The sequence below is a fragment of the Litorilinea aerophila genome, assembly GCF_006569185.2.
Lineage (GTDB): Bacteria > Chloroflexota > Anaerolineae > Caldilineales > Caldilineaceae > Litorilinea > Litorilinea aerophila.
The window spans coordinates 97,727-115,609 of record NZ_VIGC02000011.1 but is presented as its reverse complement, the minus strand read 5'-3'; the positions used below and the strand labels follow the sequence as shown (position 1 = coordinate 115,609).

At 62.2% G+C, this 17,883-nt stretch carries 12 protein-coding genes; 7 read left to right on the top strand and 5 right to left on the bottom strand.

Translation table 11 applies throughout. The annotated features are described in order from the left end of the window. The first annotated feature begins 190 nt into the window (after window positions 1–190). The 3 genes from ftsZ to FKZ61_RS10435 all read left to right on the top strand — a co-directional run bounded on the left by ftsZ (window position 191) and on the right by FKZ61_RS10435 (window position 6,161). Window positions 191–1,318 carry a cell division protein FtsZ gene (gene ftsZ, locus FKZ61_RS10445; protein ID WP_141610059.1) on the top strand — a complete coding sequence of 376 codons (1,128 nt, stop codon included), beginning with the start codon at window positions 191–193 and terminating at the stop codon, window positions 1,316–1,318. Window positions 1,319–1,774: 456 nt separating this feature from the next. Further along, window positions 1,775–2,218 carry a transcriptional regulator NrdR gene (gene nrdR, locus FKZ61_RS10440; RefSeq protein WP_141610058.1) on the top strand — a complete coding sequence of 148 codons (444 nt, stop codon included), beginning with the start codon at window positions 1,775–1,777 and terminating at the stop codon, window positions 2,216–2,218. A 103-nt stretch (window positions 2,219–2,321) separates the two neighbouring features. Further along, the gene (locus FKZ61_RS10435) at window positions 2,322–6,161 is read left to right on the top strand and encodes an LAGLIDADG family homing endonuclease (protein ID WP_141610057.1); all 3,840 of its coding nucleotides are present in this window, start codon (window positions 2,322–2,324) and stop codon (window positions 6,159–6,161) included. A gap of 408 nt (window positions 6,162–6,569) precedes the next feature. Here the strand turns inward: FKZ61_RS10435 and FKZ61_RS10430 are convergent, their stop codons facing one another. Together FKZ61_RS10430 and FKZ61_RS10425 are read right to left on the bottom strand one after the other, a co-directional pair. Further along, window positions 6,570–6,794: a hypothetical protein gene (locus FKZ61_RS10430; protein ID WP_141610056.1), complete on the bottom strand. Its 225-nt coding sequence runs from the start codon at window positions 6,792–6,794 to the stop codon at window positions 6,570–6,572. 276 nt (window positions 6,795–7,070) lie between these two features. Next, window positions 7,071–7,838 (bottom strand): class I SAM-dependent methyltransferase, encoded by a 768-nt coding sequence (locus FKZ61_RS10425; protein WP_141610055.1) that lies wholly within the window; start codon window positions 7,836–7,838, stop codon window positions 7,071–7,073. A gap of 669 nt (window positions 7,839–8,507) precedes the next feature. Between FKZ61_RS10425 and greA the strand changes: the two genes are divergently transcribed. From greA to FKZ61_RS10405, 4 genes are all read left to right on the top strand, one after another. Beyond that, window positions 8,508–8,984, top strand: coding sequence for a transcription elongation factor GreA (gene greA / locus FKZ61_RS10420; RefSeq protein WP_141610054.1), 477 nt, complete (start codon window positions 8,508–8,510; stop codon window positions 8,982–8,984). A 124-nt stretch (window positions 8,985–9,108) separates the two neighbouring features. After that, window positions 9,109–10,638 carry a lysine--tRNA ligase gene (gene lysS / locus FKZ61_RS10415; RefSeq protein WP_268251955.1) on the top strand — a complete coding sequence of 510 codons (1,530 nt, stop codon included), beginning with the start codon at window positions 9,109–9,111 and terminating at the stop codon, window positions 10,636–10,638. A gap of 9 nt (window positions 10,639–10,647) precedes the next feature. Beyond that, the gene (locus tag FKZ61_RS10410; RefSeq protein WP_141610053.1) at window positions 10,648–12,888 is read left to right on the top strand and encodes a hypothetical protein; all 2,241 of its coding nucleotides are present in this window, start codon (window positions 10,648–10,650) and stop codon (window positions 12,886–12,888) included. Then, window positions 12,885–14,660 carry a hypothetical protein gene (locus tag FKZ61_RS10405; RefSeq protein ID WP_141610052.1) on the top strand — a complete coding sequence of 592 codons (1,776 nt, stop codon included), beginning with the start codon at window positions 12,885–12,887 and terminating at the stop codon, window positions 14,658–14,660. Before FKZ61_RS10410 ends, FKZ61_RS10405 begins: the two co-directional genes overlap by 4 nt. A 146-nt stretch (window positions 14,661–14,806) precedes the next feature. Here the strand turns inward: FKZ61_RS10405 and FKZ61_RS10400 are convergent, their stop codons facing one another. Genes FKZ61_RS10400 through FKZ61_RS10390 form a run of 3 tightly spaced genes read right to left on the bottom strand, consistent with a single transcriptional unit; the run spans window position 14,807 to window position 17,881 of the window. Next, the gene (locus FKZ61_RS10400; RefSeq protein WP_141610051.1) at window positions 14,807–15,619 is read right to left on the bottom strand and encodes an ABC transporter ATP-binding protein; all 813 of its coding nucleotides are present in this window, start codon (window positions 15,617–15,619) and stop codon (window positions 14,807–14,809) included. After that, window positions 15,609–16,619 carry an ABC transporter ATP-binding protein gene (locus FKZ61_RS10395; RefSeq protein ID WP_170199545.1) on the bottom strand — a complete coding sequence of 337 codons (1,011 nt, stop codon included), beginning with the start codon at window positions 16,617–16,619 and terminating at the stop codon, window positions 15,609–15,611. Before FKZ61_RS10395 ends, FKZ61_RS10400 begins: the two co-directional genes overlap by 11 nt. 8 nt (window positions 16,620–16,627) lie before the next feature. Next, the gene (locus FKZ61_RS10390) at window positions 16,628–17,881 is read right to left on the bottom strand and encodes an ABC transporter permease (protein ID WP_141610050.1); all 1,254 of its coding nucleotides are present in this window, start codon (window positions 17,879–17,881) and stop codon (window positions 16,628–16,630) included. Between the last annotated feature and the right edge of the window lie 2 nt (window positions 17,882–17,883).

Genomic DNA, 17,883 nt, shown 5'->3' with positions numbered 1-17,883 from the left:
AGCCATGCGGTGGGCGTCGACGGAGCCGTTGACATAGGGTTGATATGTGTTGATATGAGGAGGGAGGGGGCGGCATCCGGCCAGGGCGTTCTGGATCCCGCGTGCTGCCCTGGGGATCGTCATCATTCAGGAGAGAATGTAGGACTGGGCTTCGCATTGATTTCTCGTGCAGACAAGGAGCAAGCAATTTATGGCGCGTACCAGTAATTCACAGCCGCAATTTGTGGAGAACTTCGCCAAGATCAAGGTGGTCGGTGTGGGTGGCGGCGGCCAGAATGCCGTCAATCGGATGATCGAAGAAGGGATCCAGGGCGTGGAGTTCATCGCGGTCAACACCGACGCCCAGGCCCTGATGCTTTCCAGCGCGCCCCAGCGCCTGCGCATCGGCGACAAGCTGACCAAGGGGCTGGGTTCGGGCGGCAACCCGGAGATCGGCCAGCGGGCTGCCGAGGAGAGCCGGGAAGATATCAAAGAGATCCTGGAAGGGGCGGATATGGTCTTTGTCACCGCGGGCATGGGGGGCGGCACCGGCTCCGGCGCCTCGCCCATCATCGCCGCGGTGGCCCGGGAGCTGGGCGCCCTGACCATCGGCGTGGTCACCCGGCCCTTCACCTTCGAGGGATCCCAGCGGCGACGCACGGCCGAGTCGGCCCTGGCCCAGCTGGCCGAGAATGTGGACACCCTGATCGTGATCCCCAACGATCGTCTGCTCCAGATTGTGGACAAAAAGATGGGCATCAACCAGGCCTTCCGCACTGCGGACGACGTCCTGCGCCAGGGCATCCAGGGCATCAGCGAGCTGATCACCATCCCCGGGTTGATCAACCTGGACTTTGCCGACGTGCGTTCGGTGATGCTGGAGGGCGGCGCCGCGCTGATGGCCATTGGCCGGGGTACGGGCGAGAACCGGGCCCGGGAGGCTGCCGAGCAGGCCATCCACAGTGCCCTGTTGGATGTCTCCATCGAGGGGGCGCGGGCCATCCTGTTCAACATCAAGGGCGGCGAAGACATGAGCCTCTTCGAGGTGAACGAGGCGGCAGAAATCATCCGGGCCAATGCCCACCCCGAGGCCAACATCATCTTTGGCGCTGTGATCGACCCAGAGATGAAGGAGACCATCAACCTGACGGTCATCGCCACGGGTTTCGACCGCGCCAACGACGGCGACCTGCTCAGCTACGAAGAGCCCGATTACGAACCCCGGCCCCGGGCCACCCGCCAGGAGAGCCGCAGCCGGGACTACAAGGTCCGTACCTTTGACCGGGATGACCTGGACATCCCCTCCTTCCTGCGCCGCTCCCGCAGCAACGGCCGCTGAAGGAGTTTGGTGACCGGGGAATTGGGGGATTAGAGAATCGGGGATTGGGTGATTGGGGGATGAGGTGGGTTGTATGCCTGCCCCCCCCAATCACCCAGTCACCCAATTACCCAATCCCTCAATCCCCTATCCCCCCATCCCTCCCCTCTTCCTTACCCAACCTTAAAATTTCGCGCTGGCGCCCCTTTTCGGTGAAATTGCCCTGGCAGAACACTTGTTTGGCATTTGCCAGGGCCCCCGATCTGTGCTATACTTTGGCCCTGCCTGACGCTACATATAGTATGCACCTACAACAAAAGTACTATATGTGGGGCTGGGAGCCCATCTTGGTGGATTGATGTTCCCTTCCAGATGGGCTGGTTTTTTTGCCGCGATTTTCCATCTTCTGGATCACGTCACCATCCGGCGACGCACACGGGAACTCATACGGGAACTGTAGAGCGAGAGAGTCTGCCTATGCGCTGTCCCCACTGTGGGCACACCCAACATCGAGTGATCGACACCCGAGAGGCCGGTGAGAGCATTCGCCGACGTCGGCGCTGCGATCACTGTGGCCAGCGTTTCACCACCTATGAGCACGTGGCGGCCAGCCTGCTGGTGGTGAAGAGCGACGGCCGGCGTGAGCCGTACGAACGGCAAAAGCTGCTGTCCGGCATCCAGATCGCGGCCACCAAGCGCCCCATCAGCAGCGACACCATCGAGCACATGGTGGTGCAGATCGAGGAGGCGCTTCACAGCCTGGGCCGGGCCGAGGTGCCCAGCAGCGTCATCGGCAATCTGGTGCTGGATCACCTCTCCCAGGTGGACCAGGTGGCCTATATCCGTTTTGCCAGCGTCTACCTGGACATCAACGACCTGAACGAGCTCCGGGCCGAGATCGATCGGCTCATGGGGCGCTGAGGGGCGGATGCCAGGTGAAACATTCTGTGTGAGGGCCCATCAGGGTTTGATTGGAGCCCCATCGGAGTTCCATCGGAAGAAGGTCTCATAGGAGAGCGCATTCATGACTGAACAGATCGACAGCCAGTTGAGGACCACCGCCCGGACGGTCATCGAGAACGTCAAGGGGCAACGCATCCCCGTCACGCCACCCGACTACGTGGATGACGCCAAGATTCGGCTCACGGAAAACAGCCGCAAGGTGCTGGAGCGCCGCTACCTGCGCCGGGATGTGGACGGCACCCTGCTGGAGACGCCGGCGGGTATGTTCTACCGGGTGGCCAGCCACATCGCCCAGGTGGAGGCCCAGCACGGCGGCGATGTGGACGCGGTGACCCGCACCTTCTATGAGCTGCTGACCGATTTCCGCTTTTTCCCCAACAGCCCCACCTTCACCGGCGCGGGGACCCCCCTGGGCCAGTTGGCGGCCTGTTTCGTCATTCCCATTGCCGACGACATGGGCAAGAGCAGCGACGGCATCTTCAGCAGCCTGCGGGTGGCAGCCCTGATCCAGCAGACCGGTGGTGGCAACGGCTTCTCCTTCAGCCGGCTGCGCCCCAAGAACGATATCGTCCACACCTCCGCCGGCCGTGCCACCGGCCCGGTGGGCTTCCTGCGGGTCTACGACCAGGCCTTTGGGGAAATTGCCCAGGGCGGCAGTCGACGGGGCGCCAACATGGGCGTGTTGCGGGTGGATCACCCGGACATCGAAGAGTTCATCGAATGCAAGGCGGAAGAGGGCAAGATCACCAACTTCAACATCTCCGTGGCCATCACCGATGAGTTCATGCAGGCGGTGAAGGACGACACCGACTTTCATCTCCGCAACCCCCGGGATGGCAAGGTGTGGAAGACGGTCCGGGCCCGGGATCTCTTCGAGAAGATCATCCGGCATGCCCACCACAACGGCGAGCCAGGCGCCCTCTTCATCGATGCGGCCAACCGCAGCAACCCCGTGCCCCACTTGTATGAGTTGGAGGCGACCAACCCGTGTTTTGTGGGTGAAACGCGCATCCCTACCGAATATGGCCTGCTGACTATCGCCGAACTGGCCGATATGGAGCAGGGTGGATTTATTGTGACCGACAATCGAGCTCTCCCGAACGGCGGGGTTGGGCGTACCCCAGGTGTTGCTCTGCGTGCAGCATCACCTGCCTGGATGACGCGTCGGAAGACAACGGTGTTGCGCCTGATGACCCGCCAAGGCTATTCTGTTACGGCAACTCCCGATCATCGCTTTTTGACACCGTCTGGCTACGTGGCTTTGGACAGTCTGAAGCCTGGTGATCGCGTGCTTTTGCAGAGTGGCGAAGGTGTTTGGAGTCGGGATGAACGTCTCCCGCACCAGGAATTCTTTGCAGAACGAGTGGCGGAAATGGCCCATGGCGGAGATCGTGTCACCGGCCGCACTGTCCAACGCAAAGATTTCCTCCAGCAGTATGCTAATTTGCCTGATACCTGGAGTCATGGTCTAGGGGTTGCTTTGGGCTTCCTTGTGGGCGATGGATGGCTCTCGGAGGATAGTAATAGCCCTGTAGGATTTGTGTTTTCTGACGCGGAGTCTCTAGAGCGTGTCCATAGCGCATTGAAACCTTGGTTTGGCGAGGGATGTCTACACCAGCGCGAGCGCGTAACACAACTGACCTACGGTCGGCTGCCATTTGAATTCTTCCGATCCCTGGGTGTAGCCGCTGTTCGGGCGCATGAAAAGCGTGTGCCTTCCAGCATATGGCGCGCTCCGCGTACAGCTGTGGTTGGCTTCCTGCAGGGTCTCTTTAGCGCAGATGGCTCTGTGCAGATCAACGCCCAAAAACGGGATTGTACCGTCCGGTTGGCCAGCAGTTCTCTCGTATTGCTTCAAGAGGTACAGCTCCTACTGAGCAACTTTGGAATCGTGGCCCGCATTCATCAACGTCGCCAGGCCGGAATGCGTCGGATGCCTGATGGAAAAGGAGGTCATGCTCTGTATGCCCATCGGCCGCAATATGAGTTGATAATCGGTAAGCAGAATCGGGACCGGTTCGCTGAAAAGATTGGCTTCCTGCAGACCCACAAGCAGGAATTGCTGATGCAATACATCGACGGCAAGTCTCGTGCCTCGAACCAGGAAACCTTTGAGGACGTGATCGTTTCTGTCGAACCTGCTGGGCTTGCCGATGTCTACGATCTGACTCAACCTGACACAAACAGCCTTATCGCCAACGGCCTGGTAGCACACAATTGCGGCGAGCAATGGCTTGGACCCTATGAAAATTGCTGCCTGGGCTCCATCAACCTGGCCCAGCATGTGACCACCGACGACCAGGGGAAGCCGGTGGTGGACTGGGAACTGCTGCGGCGTACCGTCCGGGAGAGCACCCACTTCCTGGACAACGTGGTCAGCGCCAACGCCTATGTGCCCGCCGTGCCAGAGGTGGCAGAGGCGGCCTACCGGGCCCGCCGCATCGGCCTGGGCATCATGGGCCTGGGCGACATGATGTTCAAGCTGGGCATCCGCTACGGCAGTGAGACCGGCCAGGAGTTCGCCGCCCAGATCATGGAATTCATCCGCTACCACTGCATGCAGAAGAGCATCGAGCTGGCCCAGGAGAGAGGCCCCTTCCCGGCCTTCAAGGGCAGCATTTACGATCCCGAGGCCGGACCCGGCCGCGGCATGGCCTGGCAACCGCCCCGACCCCTGCAGCCGTACCGCCACGACTGGCAACGGCCACCCCTGGACTGGAACGAAATCGTGGCCGGCATCGAGCGGCACGGCATCCGCAACGCGGCCCAGACCACCGTGGCGCCCACCGGCACCATCGCCACCGTGTGTGGCTGCGAAGGCTACGGCTGTGAGCCCGTCTTCGCCCTGGGCTACATCCGCCACTTCAAGGACGGCGACCGGGACGTGGAGCTGAACTACACCAGCCCCCTGTTCGAGGAAGCCCTGAACCAGACCGATCTGAGCCCCGAGGCCAAGGAGCGCATCAAGCAGCACGTGGCCGTCTACGGCAGTTGCCAGAACCTGCCCGAAGTGCCCGAACACATCCGCCACACCTTCGTGGTCAGCAGCGACATCACCGCCGAAGAGCACGTGCGCATGCAGGCCGCCATCCAGGCCTTTGTGGATAACAGCATCAGCAAGACGATAAACTTCCCCGAACATGCCACCGAAGAAGATGTGGCCAAGGCCTACATGCTGGCCTGGGAGCTGGGCTGCAAGGGGTTGACCGTCTACGTGACCGGCAGCCGCCAGGAGGTGGTGTTGGAGACCAAGGCCACCAAGGCCAGGAAGGAGGAGAGCCCGGCGATGGCCGAAGGGCAGCCGGCCGTGGAATCCTCGAGCCAGACGCCTGTGCCATACGCCAACGGCGCCCAGGCGCCGGCCGCCGCCACCGAGGACGTCAAGCCCATCATGACCAAGCGGCCCCGCCCCAAGACCCTCCACGGGGTGACCTATCGCAAGGAAACGCCCCTGGGCACTGCGTACATCACCATCAACAACGATGAGCGCAACGAGCCCTTCGAGGTCTTCCTCAACGTGGGCAAGGCGGGCAGCGAGGTCAGCGCGGTGAGCGAAGCCCTGGGCCGGCTCATCAGCCTGGTGCTGCGCATGCCGGCCAGCCTGCCCCCCAGTGAGCGCCTGCGGTGGGTTATGGACGAACTGGCCGGCATCGGCGGTGGACGTCCCCTGGGCTTTGGCGCCAACCGGGTGCGCAGTCTGCCCGACGGCGTGGCCCAGGTGTTGGCCGAACACCTGAGCGAGCATCCGCCAGCCCGGGAGGAGCTCCATCTGGCCGAGCAGCTGGCCCTGCCCATTGCCCAGCGCCCCATCGGCGACATCTGCCCCGACTGTGGCGAGGCCGCATTCCTGAACGTAGAAGGATGCCGCAAATGCCACGTCTGCGGCTACAGCGAATGCTGACGAGGCGACAAGCAGGCCACCAGCTAGAAACAAGCAGAAAGGGGTGCCCAAGCGGGCACCCCTTTGATTTACGAACCAGGTTCACTGCTGGCCTCTGGCCGGTAGGCTACCGGGCCTCTTTGTCCGGCGCCCTTGGGGCCGGCCGGGCCATTTCTGCAGCCATGGTATTTGACCATGGTATTTGAATTGTGTACTTCGACTGGCTGTATTTGTTTTTAGACGGTTTATTTCGTTATTTCTAGTTCAACCTTCGATCCCTCTGCCGATGGGAACGGTCGGGATCGAGCCGGCCATCATGGCCGGAAAGCTTTTTTTCATCGGAACCGACGTCGTTGCCGGGATCTCCATCACGTGCCACCCACCTTGACCCACCCGCTCCGGCATGGGGCCGGGCGATCTGTCCTGGTGTCAGGCAGAGGCGGGGTGGGAGTGGCCGTGGCCATGGGTCCGCTTCATCCGCTGGCCTGCGGCGATGAGCCAATCGGCCAGGTGAAGCTGCAACTGATCCCACCAGGATTCCCCGGCAGGAGTGAACCGGGCGACACGCCGACGGGCTTCGGCCTCCCGAAGGCGCTCTTCATACTGATCTCGACCCAGGTTCAACATGACCATCAGGTTCTCATTGGCGTACATGGTCTGTCACTCCAATCTTTGGTGTTAAAGTGCATCTACGTTGGCATCCACGGATCAGGGGCGGAACCGGATGGACGCTGTCATCCTGACTTCCGGCCGCCCTGACCTTCACGGGGATCATTATACCATCCCACGGCTCATACAACGTGAGCTGGCCACCATTTGTTCCACAATGCACAATCTGCTGCTGCCGCTAAAGGCCACGAATGGCACGGATTCAACCCTTTGCGATGGTTGCCCATTCGCGGAGTGAGCATCCTTCGATGCGACGCCATCCTACTTCTGGGCCAACAGGAGAAGAGATTCCGCCTGATCGTCGTAGGGGCTGCATTCGTAATCGCCCCAGACCGCTTCTACCTGGAAGCCAGCGGCCTGGAGCATCAGCTCGGCCTCGTGCTGCCAGAGGAAGCGCAGGGTGAACGGGCAGGCCGTCCGGCGTACGGAGCCGTCGGCCAGCAGCTCTTCGTAGATGAAGAGGGTGTCCTGCAGTTGCGCGGCCCAGTCTACGGTGCGCACGCTCCATTTGATGACCGAAGTACCGGCCTCTTCGTCTTCCCAGCGGTCGGCCAGTTCCATCAGGCCGTTGACCTCGGTCAGGCGGCGGACATCCGGATTGAAGAGGGCCAGGAAGAGGCGACCGCCGCTGCGCAGATGGCGGTGGGCGTTGCGCAGTACGTCCATCTGTGATTCCGGCGTGGTAAAGTGCATCAGCGTGTTGCTGACACAGCAGGCGAAGGCGAAGTCCTGGCGCTCCAGGGTGCAGTGGCGCAGGTCATCCTGGACCAGCTGAACCTGCCCGGCGAAGGGCGAGTCGGCCAGCTTTCGCCGGGCCACGGCCAGCAGGGCTGGGCTGAGATCGACCCCCGTCACCTGACATCCGGCCGCGGCCAGGGCCATGGCCACCCGGCCCGTGCCGCAGCCCAGCTCCAGCACCGGGTCCCCGCACTCCTGGGCAAGGTCCACCAGGAGGGGCAGATCCTCGTCATAGTGGCGATAGTCCTGGTCGTAAAATGGCGCAAAGCGGTCAAAGGTCTGGGCATCCATGTTGGCTCGTTGGGCTCCTTGGGCTCCTTGGCGTGGATTTGGCAAATTGGTTGATATGGATTATACTATCACATGTTAATGGGAGCACCACGGTAGAAATTGGCCGGCAGAAATTCGCTCGCATGTTTCCCACAGATGGGGTTCTGCAGAATTTCTGCCGGGTTTTGCTATGTTAGACGGATAGCCGATCTGTCCGACAGGACAGGTCGGCCGATTACTTTCGTCCATTTCCCATGTGTGCGGCCCCGTCCATTTCCATCGTCACCATTGAAGTTGCCAGCTTTGCAGGCGAACCTGTGGGGAGCGGTTAGGCGTTTAGGTGGCGGTAGATGGGCCTGGCCTGGTGTGAACCCAGCGAACCGCACGCGCCGCCGGAATTCGGCGGTGTTTTTCATGGCTGCACTGTACAGGAACCTTTCCGGTCGGGCGTCCCGTTTTAAAGACGCCATGAAAGCGGTCCCATGGACCTGCGTTTGTTTGCTTGATGTTGTTTGTTTCATGTGCCGAACACGAGGGCATGACCGATTCCGGGCAAGGTACCGTGTCGGCAGGGTTGTCAGATTGCAGCAAATCCCGGCGGGAATCCAGCGTGGGCATCCATGGGTGTGTGTGCGGACCGATTTCCGCCGTGGTATTTGCGAGAGATTGTAGTGGAGAGAGAAGATCGCCATGAGTACGAACAAGCCTGTCTACCTGACTGCTGAGGGACTCCAGAAGATCAAGGAGGAACTCGAATATTTGACGACGGTGCGGCGTAAGGAAGTGGCCCAGATGATCGCTGATGCCAAGGCGGAAGGCGATATCAGCGAAAACGCCGGCTACGATGAGGCCAAAACGGCCCAAGGCTTCCTGGAAGGCCGCATCCGAGAGCTGGAAAACATCCTCAAAAATGCCCAGGTGATTGATGAATCCGCCCAGCCAGCGGATGAAATTGCCCTGGGCCGCACAGTCATCGTGCGGGAAGTGGGGACCGATTACGAAGAGACCTACACCATCGTCGGTTCGCTGGAAGCCGACCCTGCCAATGGCCGCATCAGCAACCAGAGCCCCATCGGCAAGGCCTTGCTGGGCAAGAAGGTAGGCGAATCGGTCACAGTCAATTCTCCTGGCGGTGAAATCGTCTTTGAAATCTTGAAGATCGAATAAAGCCTTCCTGACTGCCAAAAGCCACGGAGTGTGAAATCTGTGGCTTTTGCAGTGGATTCAAGCCTGAAAAGGGAACTGCCGCGTGAGCCATTCAACCACTCCTTCTCCGTTTGAGTCGGAAAGATTGACCGATCAGGAACGATCACGCCTGCAAAATCTGCAGGCGCTGATGGAGGCCGGCATTGAGCCCTACCCCGCCCGCGCCCGGCGTACCCACACCATCGCCCAGGCCCGGGCCCTGTACGAATCGGGCGCCGACAGCCAGGGCCCCGTCTCGGTGGCAGGTCGGCTCAAGCGCATCCGCATCATGGGGAAGATGAGCTTCGCCGACCTGGAAGATGGCACCGGCCAGATCCAGATCCTAGTCCGCCGGGACAGCCTGCCCGAAGGCTGGTACAACGACATCTGGAAGAAGCTGATCGATCTGGGCGACTTCATCAGCGTCACCGGACCCCTGGTGGTGACCAAAACTGGCGAGCTGAGCGTGGAGGCCCAGTCCATCCAGTTCCTCAGCAAGGCCCTCAAGCCCATGCCCGATAAGTGGCATGGCGTGCGGGACCGGGAGACCCGCTACCGTCGCCGGTACGTGGACCTGTTGGCCAACCCGGAGGTGCGGGAGGTCTTCCGCCGCCGGGCGGCTATCGTGCGGGCCTTGCGAGAGTACCTGGACCGGGAAGGCTTCCTGGAAGTGGAGACGCCCATCCTGCAGCCCATCTACGGCGGCGCTGCAGCCCGGCCCTTTGTCACCCATCACAATCAGCTTCACCAGGATCTCTACCTGCGCATCAGCTTCGAGCTCTACCTGAAGCGTCTGATCGTGGGGGGCTTCGACCGGGTCTATGAGATCGGGCGGGACTTCCGCAACGAGGGCGTCAGCTTCAAGCACAACCCGGAGTTCACCCAGCTCGAATTTTACGAGGCCTATGCCGACTACAACGGTGTCATGAAGCGCACCGAGGAGATGCTGGCCTACGTGGCCCAACAGGTCACCGGGGGCACCCAGATCACCTGGCAGGGCAAGACCATCGACCTGAAACCGCCCTGGCGCCGAATCTCCTTGCGCCAGGCCATCCTGGACGCGACCGGCATCGACTACGAGGCCTTTCCAGACGCGGCATCCCTGGCTCAGGAAATGCGCCGCCTGGGCCACGAGCCCGATCCCAAGAGCAGCTGGGGCAAGCTGGTGGACAGCCTGCTGGCCCGCCACGTGGAGCCGGAGCTGATCCAGCCCACCTTCCTGATCGACTACCCGCGGGACATCAGCCCCCTGGCCAAGGCGACCCCGGACGATCCCCGGCAGGTGGAGCGGTTCGAGGGTTTCATCGGCGGCATGGAGATCTGCAATGCCTTCAGCGAGATCAACGATCCCATCGACCAGTGGCAGCGCTTCGTGGATGAAAACTACCGGGCGCGCCATGGCGACGATGAGGCCCACCCCATCGACGAGGATTACATCGAGGCCCTCAGCTATGGGATGCCGCCTACCGGTGGCTTCGGCATGGGCATCGACCGCTTGACCATGCTCTTCACCGACAAGGACACCATCCGCGAGGTCATCCTCTTTCCCCACCTGCGTTCCATCAAGGAAGAGCCCGAGAAAGAGGAGCCCGAGGCCGAATCCTCCGCCACTTCCCCAGGGGAGGGGGCGGCCTGACCGTCCGCGATGCAAGCCTTCACCGTCGCCCCTGGCCCGGCCTGGCGTCGTCGGGTGGGTTATGTGGCTTTGTGCCTGGGCGCCGGCCTCGCCCTTTTCTGGAGTACGGCGTCCTGGCCAGAGACGCCGGATGGCCTCTTCCATCTGCATCGGGTGCGGGCCCTGGCCGAGGCGCTTTCCATGGGCGTCCTGTGGCCCCGCTGGTTTCCAGACTTCGCCTTTGGCTATGGGTATCCCGTCTTGAACTTCTATGCGCCGGCCTTTTACTACGGGCCGGCGCTCTTCCACCTGGCCGGCCTGGACCTGCTCAGCGCCACCCGGCTGGGTCTGGCCCTCTGGTATGGCCTGTCCGGCCTGGCCATGATCGCCCTGTTGCGCTGCTGGTGTCGGCCTGCCGTGGCCCTCTGGGGGGCTCTCCTCTACCTGGCCTTCCCCTACCGCCTCTACGACCTGTTCATCCGGGGCGCCCTGCCTGAGTTTGCGGCTTTCCTCTGGCTGCCCCTCATCGCCGGGCTGACCTGTCGGCTCCTGCGGGCGACGGAGGGCGAGCATTCCCTGTTCCGTCGGCCCGTCTTCCTCTGGCTCAGCCTGGCCTGGGCCGGCCTTTTCCTGACCCACAACCTGACGGCTTTGATGGCTGTGATGATGGCCGGATTGCTCTTTCCTGTGCTGGCAGCCGCCCGGCTGTGGTCCTCTGCTGGGGAGGGATCCTGGGCCCGATTCTGGCGGGTGGGGATGGCCCTGGGCGGACCGGTGATCATGGGGGTGGCCCTCGCCGGGGTGCAGCTGTTGCCCGCGGTGCTGGAAGTCCCCTGGGTCTCCCTGGGAAGCAGCCCCCCCGACGCGGGCTTCGTCCGCCATTTCGCAGGTTGGCGGGAGCTGTGGGCCGGCCTGTGGCGCTATCCCTATCCGGATGCCGCCGCGGCCACGGTGCCTGCACCTTCCTATCTGCTTCCCACCCTGATTCTGGCCCTGGGCGTCCTGGGCATGGGGGCGTCTGTGCCCGGCCGGGGCGCCCTGGCCACGGCTTTGGGGATCGCCGGCCTCTCCCTGTTTCTGACCACCGGGGCCAGCGCGCCCCTGTGGATGCTGGGGAGCGCGGTCCTGGAGAAGCTGCAGTTCCCCTGGCGCTGGCAGACCCTGCTGGCGCCGGCTTTTGCCTGGTGCGCGGCGCTGCTCCTGGAGGCAGGCTGGCGGCTGACCCCAGGGCTGCGACGTGGGGGAGGACTCCTGGCTGCGGCGGTGGTGGGTGTCTACGGGGTCTGGTATGCCCTGGCCGGGCTGAGCCCTCAGCCGGCTCCCTACACCCCGGCGCTGCTCACTCGAGAACAGATGTGGCAGTTCGATGCCGACCATGGCCAGGTGGGCGCCACCTGGACGGCCGAATTTCTGCCCCGCTGGGTTCAGGAGGCCCGGTGGGCAGTGGGCCGGGCGCCCACGGTTCCCCAGGAGGAGCAGCTCCAGGTGGACCCTGTCTCCTGGCGCGCCGAGCCTCTCCAGCAGCCCTATCTGGGGGGGAGCTGGCTCGTCACGGCAGCCCAAGACTTTACCCTGCGCTTTCACCAGTTTTTTTATCCGGCCTGGCAGGTGCGCCTGGATGGCCGTCCCGTGGAGGTTCAGCCAGACGGCCCCCTGGCACTCCTGGCGGTAGACGTCCCGGCCGGCAACCACCGCCTGGACCTCCGCTGGACGCCCACGCCGGCGGTGCTGTTGGGGCTGGCCTGTAGCAGCCTGGGCGGCCTGGTCGTGGCCCTGCTGGCCGGACGACGGCGTCCGTTGGAGCTGGTCTTCGGGCTGGCCTTTGTGCTGTTGCTGGTGGGCGATGGCCTGGGCTGGTTCGCCCGGGCAGTTCATCCCGTTGCAGTGGGGGTGAACTATGGACCGGTGCGGCTGGAAGGTGCCGTCATCGGGGCGGCTGGCCCTGGGGATCTTCTGTCCGTCCGGCTCTTCTGGTCCGTCCAGGAGGGGGGGCAGCCATTGACCACCTTCGTGCACCTGGTGGATGCAGGTGGCGAGATGGTGGCCCAGCGGGATGAGCCGTTGGCCGGGCTGTACACGCCGGCGGAGCGCTGGCTGCCGGGTCAGGTGCTGGTCTATGAGCACCAGGTGCCTGTGCCGGCCGACCTGGCGCCGGGCACCTACACGGTGTACGTGGGGCTCTATCCGCCGGGCCAGCCCGAGGCTCCGCTCCAGCCGGTCGGCCATCCAACGCCCCGGCTGGCCATCGGGCAGGTGGAGGTTCGCCCATGAGCCCCCGACGAGTCCGTCTGTACGCAGTGCTGCTGGCCGCCCTGCACCTGCTGCTGGCAGGGAGCTACAGCGTCTTCAACCCGGCGGGCGAGGCACCCGACGAGGCCGACCACTGGGCCTTTGTGGTCTATCTGGCCCAGGAGGGGCAACTGCCCGTGGGGCCCCGGGTGACCCAGAGCAAGCACCCGCCCCTGTACCACGGGACCGCCGCTCTCGTGGCGCTGCCTGCCGGCCCTCGCTTCGACTTCCTGCGGGCCAACCCGGATGTCCACATTGAGCCGACGGCGTATGGATCGCCCAACTTTTTCGTGCACACCCGCCTGGAAGCCTGGCCCTGGCGAGAGAGCGTCCTGGCCTTCCACCTGGCCCGCTTTTGGTCCGTCCTGTTGAGCACCGCCACCGTGCTGGCGATCTATGGCCTGGCCACCACCGTCTGGCCGGGCCAGCCGCTCCTGGCGCTGGCGGCCACGGCGATGGCCGCTTGCCTGCCGGAGTTCAATTTCATCGGCGGGTCGGTGAACAACGACAACGCGGCCGCCCTCTTTGGCACCCTGGCGCTTTGGGGGGGGCTGGCCCTGTTTCGCTCTGGCGGCCGCTGGGGGTGGCGCAGTGGCTGGTGGACACCCCTGGCCCTGGGCCTGGGGCTGCTGGCCAAGGTCAGCACCTCGGGGCTGTGGCCGGCGGTGGCTCTGGCCGTGGTGGCCGGTGCGGCCGTTGGCCACAGGCCGACCTCCACCTCTGGGTTGGCCATGGCTGCCACGCTGTGGAAGACCTGGCGGCGCTGGCTGGGCAGCCTGGTGGCCGTCTTCGTGCCGGCGGTGGCCCTGGCCAGCCCCTGGTTCATCCGCAACTGGCGGCTGTACGGTGATCCCCTGGGCATGGCCCTGGTGCGGCAGACGGTGGATGAGCGGACCGCGCCCTGGGGCTGGAGCGACACCGGGTGGCTGCTCAAGGGCTGGTTTGTCTCCTTTTGGGGCAAGTTTGGCGGCGCGGGGCACATGCCCATGGCGGGGTGGATCTACGGCTTTCTGGCTTTCCTGACGCTGGTGAGTCTCCTGGGCCTGGCGCGTCGCCTTTGGCGAGGCGGACCTGATCAGGAGCGGATCGTCCTGGGCCTATTGCTGGTGGCTGCGGGTGGGGTGGCCCTGGGCATCTGGCGCTATTCCCTGGTCGCCCTGGGCACGGATCAGGGGCGACTCCTTTTCCCGGCCCTGGGGGCGCTGGCGGTGTTGTGGGTGGCGGGCCTGGATGCCTGGCTACCTGGCAGGGGGAGAGGGGTTTTAGCCTGGGCGCTGGTTGTGGGCCTCTCCCTGTTGAGCGTGTATGGCCTGGTGGGGGTGATACGAACGGGCATGGCGCCGCCGGCGCCCGTCCCTCCGGCGAGCGTACCCGCCGTAGGTCGGCCCATCCGCTTCGGCGAACTGTCGCTGGTCCACTGGGAATTGACGGATCCCATCCGCCTCTACTGGCGCAGCGAGGAGCCGCCCACCCAGGACTGGCGTACCGTCGTGCGGGTGGTGGCCGAAGACGGCAGCCTGGTCTGGGAGTGGCGGCGTTCCCCGGGCTATGGCCGCTGGAGCACCGACTGGTGGCCCGAGGGTGTGGTGATCCAGGATGTGTATCAGATCTCCTGGCCGACGTGGGCCGGCCCGGGACGATACCGGGTGGAGGTGGGCCTCCAACCCTTTGGGGGGGATTTCGCCGTTCCCAGCCGGGCCGGCGAGGAGTTGGCCAGGGAGCCGGTTTTGTTGGGTTGGTTGGAACGGCCGTGACCGGGTATATTATCTCTGGGGTCGGCATCTGAGGATGCCGACTCCGCGTCCGGATGGGGGGCATGTGCGGAGGGGGCATCCTCAGATGTGGTGTGATCCGTGGAATCTGTGGCTAAAACCTAAAGTGCAAAGATAATGCCAGTTGATTACACAGTGGAGAGATCCCATTCCTCGTAGATTTTCGGTACGTCACTGATCAGACGGCGGGTATAAGGTTGTCTGGGATGAAGAATGACGTCGTCGGCGGTACCGCTTTCTACAAAGCGTCCGTGTTCCATGATGTAGATGGTGTCGGAGACGTAGTAGGCCAGGCCAATGTCGTGGGTAATGAAGATGAGCGTCATGCCGGTTTCGTTACGTAGTTTCATCAGATAGTCCAGGATGGTGGCACGTGAACAGGCGTCAATCATGGAGGTAGGTTCATCCGCCACTAGGATCTTGGGTTTAAGCAGGAAGATACGGGCAATCATGAGGCGCTGCATCTGCCCACCTGAGAGCTCGAAGGGATATTTGTTGGTGAGTTCGGCGAACTTCAGGTTGACGAAACTACACGCCTCTGTCATCATCTCAATTTTCTGTTCCCGAGGTAGCCTGCCACCCCCGCGCATTCGGATACAATCGAGTAGGACGGAGTCGATTTTCTGAAAAATGTTGTATGAGGAGAAGGGGTCCTGGAAGATCGCCTGGATATTGCGCCAGTACTCTCGCCGTTTTCGGCCGGAGCTGAGATCTCGCTTCTTCCCCTGAAAATAGATCTCTCCTTCGGTCACGTTGATCAGCCCCAGCAACATTTTGGCCAGGGTCGTCTTACCGCTGCCCGACTCACCTACGATGGAGACGATTTCGCCTTCGTGAAAGTCAAAGTCCACGTGGTCGACGGCGACGGTTCTGGTGCGACCAAAGCCGAAGATTTTGGTCACGCCTCGGCCGCTCAGACATGGTTGTCCGTTACTGGCCATGATCGTAAGCCCTCCTTAACTCCTCTTCCGGTATGATGCACCGATAGGCGCGGCCATAGCCTGCATCGTACAAAGGCACCGAAATGGCCCGGCATTCTGGCCGCACATATTTACAGCGATCGGCGAAGCGACATCCTGGCGGCGGGTTTTTCAAGTTGGGGGGCGAGCCGGGGATAGCAGTCAATTTGACGCTGCGCAGGCCACTTTCCGGCACGATGATCGATCCCATCAGCCCTTTTGAATAGGGATGGAGAGGGTCAAAGACGACCTGTTTAGAGGTGCCTCTTTCCACAATCTGTCCGGCGTACATGACCATGATGTCGTCGGCGACGTTGTAGAGGAGGGGCAGCTCGTGGGTGATGAAGATCATGGCTTTGATGAAACCGCTCTCCATCATGTCCCGCAGCATTTTGATGACCATCTTTTGGGAGGTGACATCCAGGGCGGATGAGGGTTCATCGGCGATCAGCACCTTTGGCCTCAAGATGACAGCAATGGCGATCACCGTGCGTTGTTTCATCCCACCCGAAAGTTCGACAGGATATTTGTGCAGCACCGTTGCCGGCAGCCCCAGGCGTTCAAAGAGGGCGCGGGCATGGTCGTAGATCTGCTTCTTGGTCCAGGTTGGATCGTGGGCGTGGATCACATCACCGATGAAATCGATCACTTTCCGGGTGGGATTCAGCGCGTTCATGGCCGCCTGGGGAATATAGGCGATCTCCTTGCCCAGGATCGATTTACGTACTTCGTCCGGTTTCATGCCGGTGATATTGTGCCCATCAATGATAATCTCGCCGCTCATGTAATGGAGCGGCGGAAAGTAATAGCCCATCAGGCTTAGGGCCAGGGTCGATTTTCCACAACCCGATTCGCCGGCAATGCCGAGAGTTTTGCCTTCCTCGATCTTTAGCGAGACGTGATCGACGGCGTAGACATCCTCTTTATAGCGCGTGACATATTTGGTAGTAAGATCACGCACCTCCAGCATAATTTTTCCCATCGGTTCACTCAATCCCTTAGCGCAGGATTAAACACCTGGTCCAGTCCGGTGTTCATGAGATTCATGGAGAATGAAATCAGGGCGATCGTGATCAGCACGGGCAGGTACGCCCACCACTTGCCCAAAATGTGGGCCTGGTAGATCATCGACCAGTTCAGCATTAGCCCCAGGGTCGGTGTTTCAGTGGTGCGCGGCCCTAACCCCAGGATGGAAAGGCCGGCCTCTGCCAGAATGCCCGACGAGATCTGCAGGATGAGGGCCATGACCACGTAGGAGGCGATATAGGGCAGAATGTCGATGAGGATGATACGAAATACCGAATGCCCGGAAAGTTTCGAGAGATTGACATGGTCGCGATTGCGCAGGGAAAGCACTTGAGAGCGTACGGCTCTCGCCGTCCACACCCAGGAGGTGAAGCCGATCACGATGGCGATGGTGATGGCCCCACGCCTGTCCTGGCCGATGCTGAAGGAGATGAGGATTAACAGTACAAAGGCGGGGATGACGGTGAACAGGTTGGTGACGAACATGATAACGTCATCGATTAGCCCGCCAATGTACCCGGCCACTAATCCCAGCGACAGGCCAATGGTCGTGGCGATCAGCCCCGCGACCAGGCCGATCAGCAGCGAGACCCGCGTGGCGACAACCAATTGTGGCAGCACATCGCGGCCAAAGTTATCAGTCCCCAGCGGGAGAACGCGCACATTGGCGATCTGGTCTACGTTGGCGTAGTCCGTCTGTTGGATGACGGTTTTTTCCTCCAACGTGCCCGTCTCAGGATCTCGGGTGGCGACGATGGCCCCTTCGGTGGAGAGCAGTCCATCAATGGCCGCGTTGACGCGCTGAAAATAGCGCTGCCGGGCGAAGGTCATGCCGGGCAAGCGCAGATTGGGGTCGTAGTTGGCGTTCCATTGGGACAGCAATTGTTCGGTATTCTCGATGTCTATTTCTTCTTCAGGCACGCCGAAGGAGACCAGCCACTCTTTCATGGCCTCCCGATCTTCCTGGCTTAACCTGTTGGCAATGCGTTTCAGGTCGGCGTCTTCCAGGTTAAGGGTGTACAACGCCGGCGCGTTGATGGCATCGTAGACGCTTACATAGACGCCGGGGGGAAAGAAGGTGCCCTGGGCAATAATCTGAAGGGGTGGATAGGGGAACAACAAGGGGTAGATGATGACCATCAGGAGGATCATCATCAAAATCGTGAAACCGATAATAAACTTGCCGGAGCGAAAAATCTGCCTGAAAGTATGCTGCATGG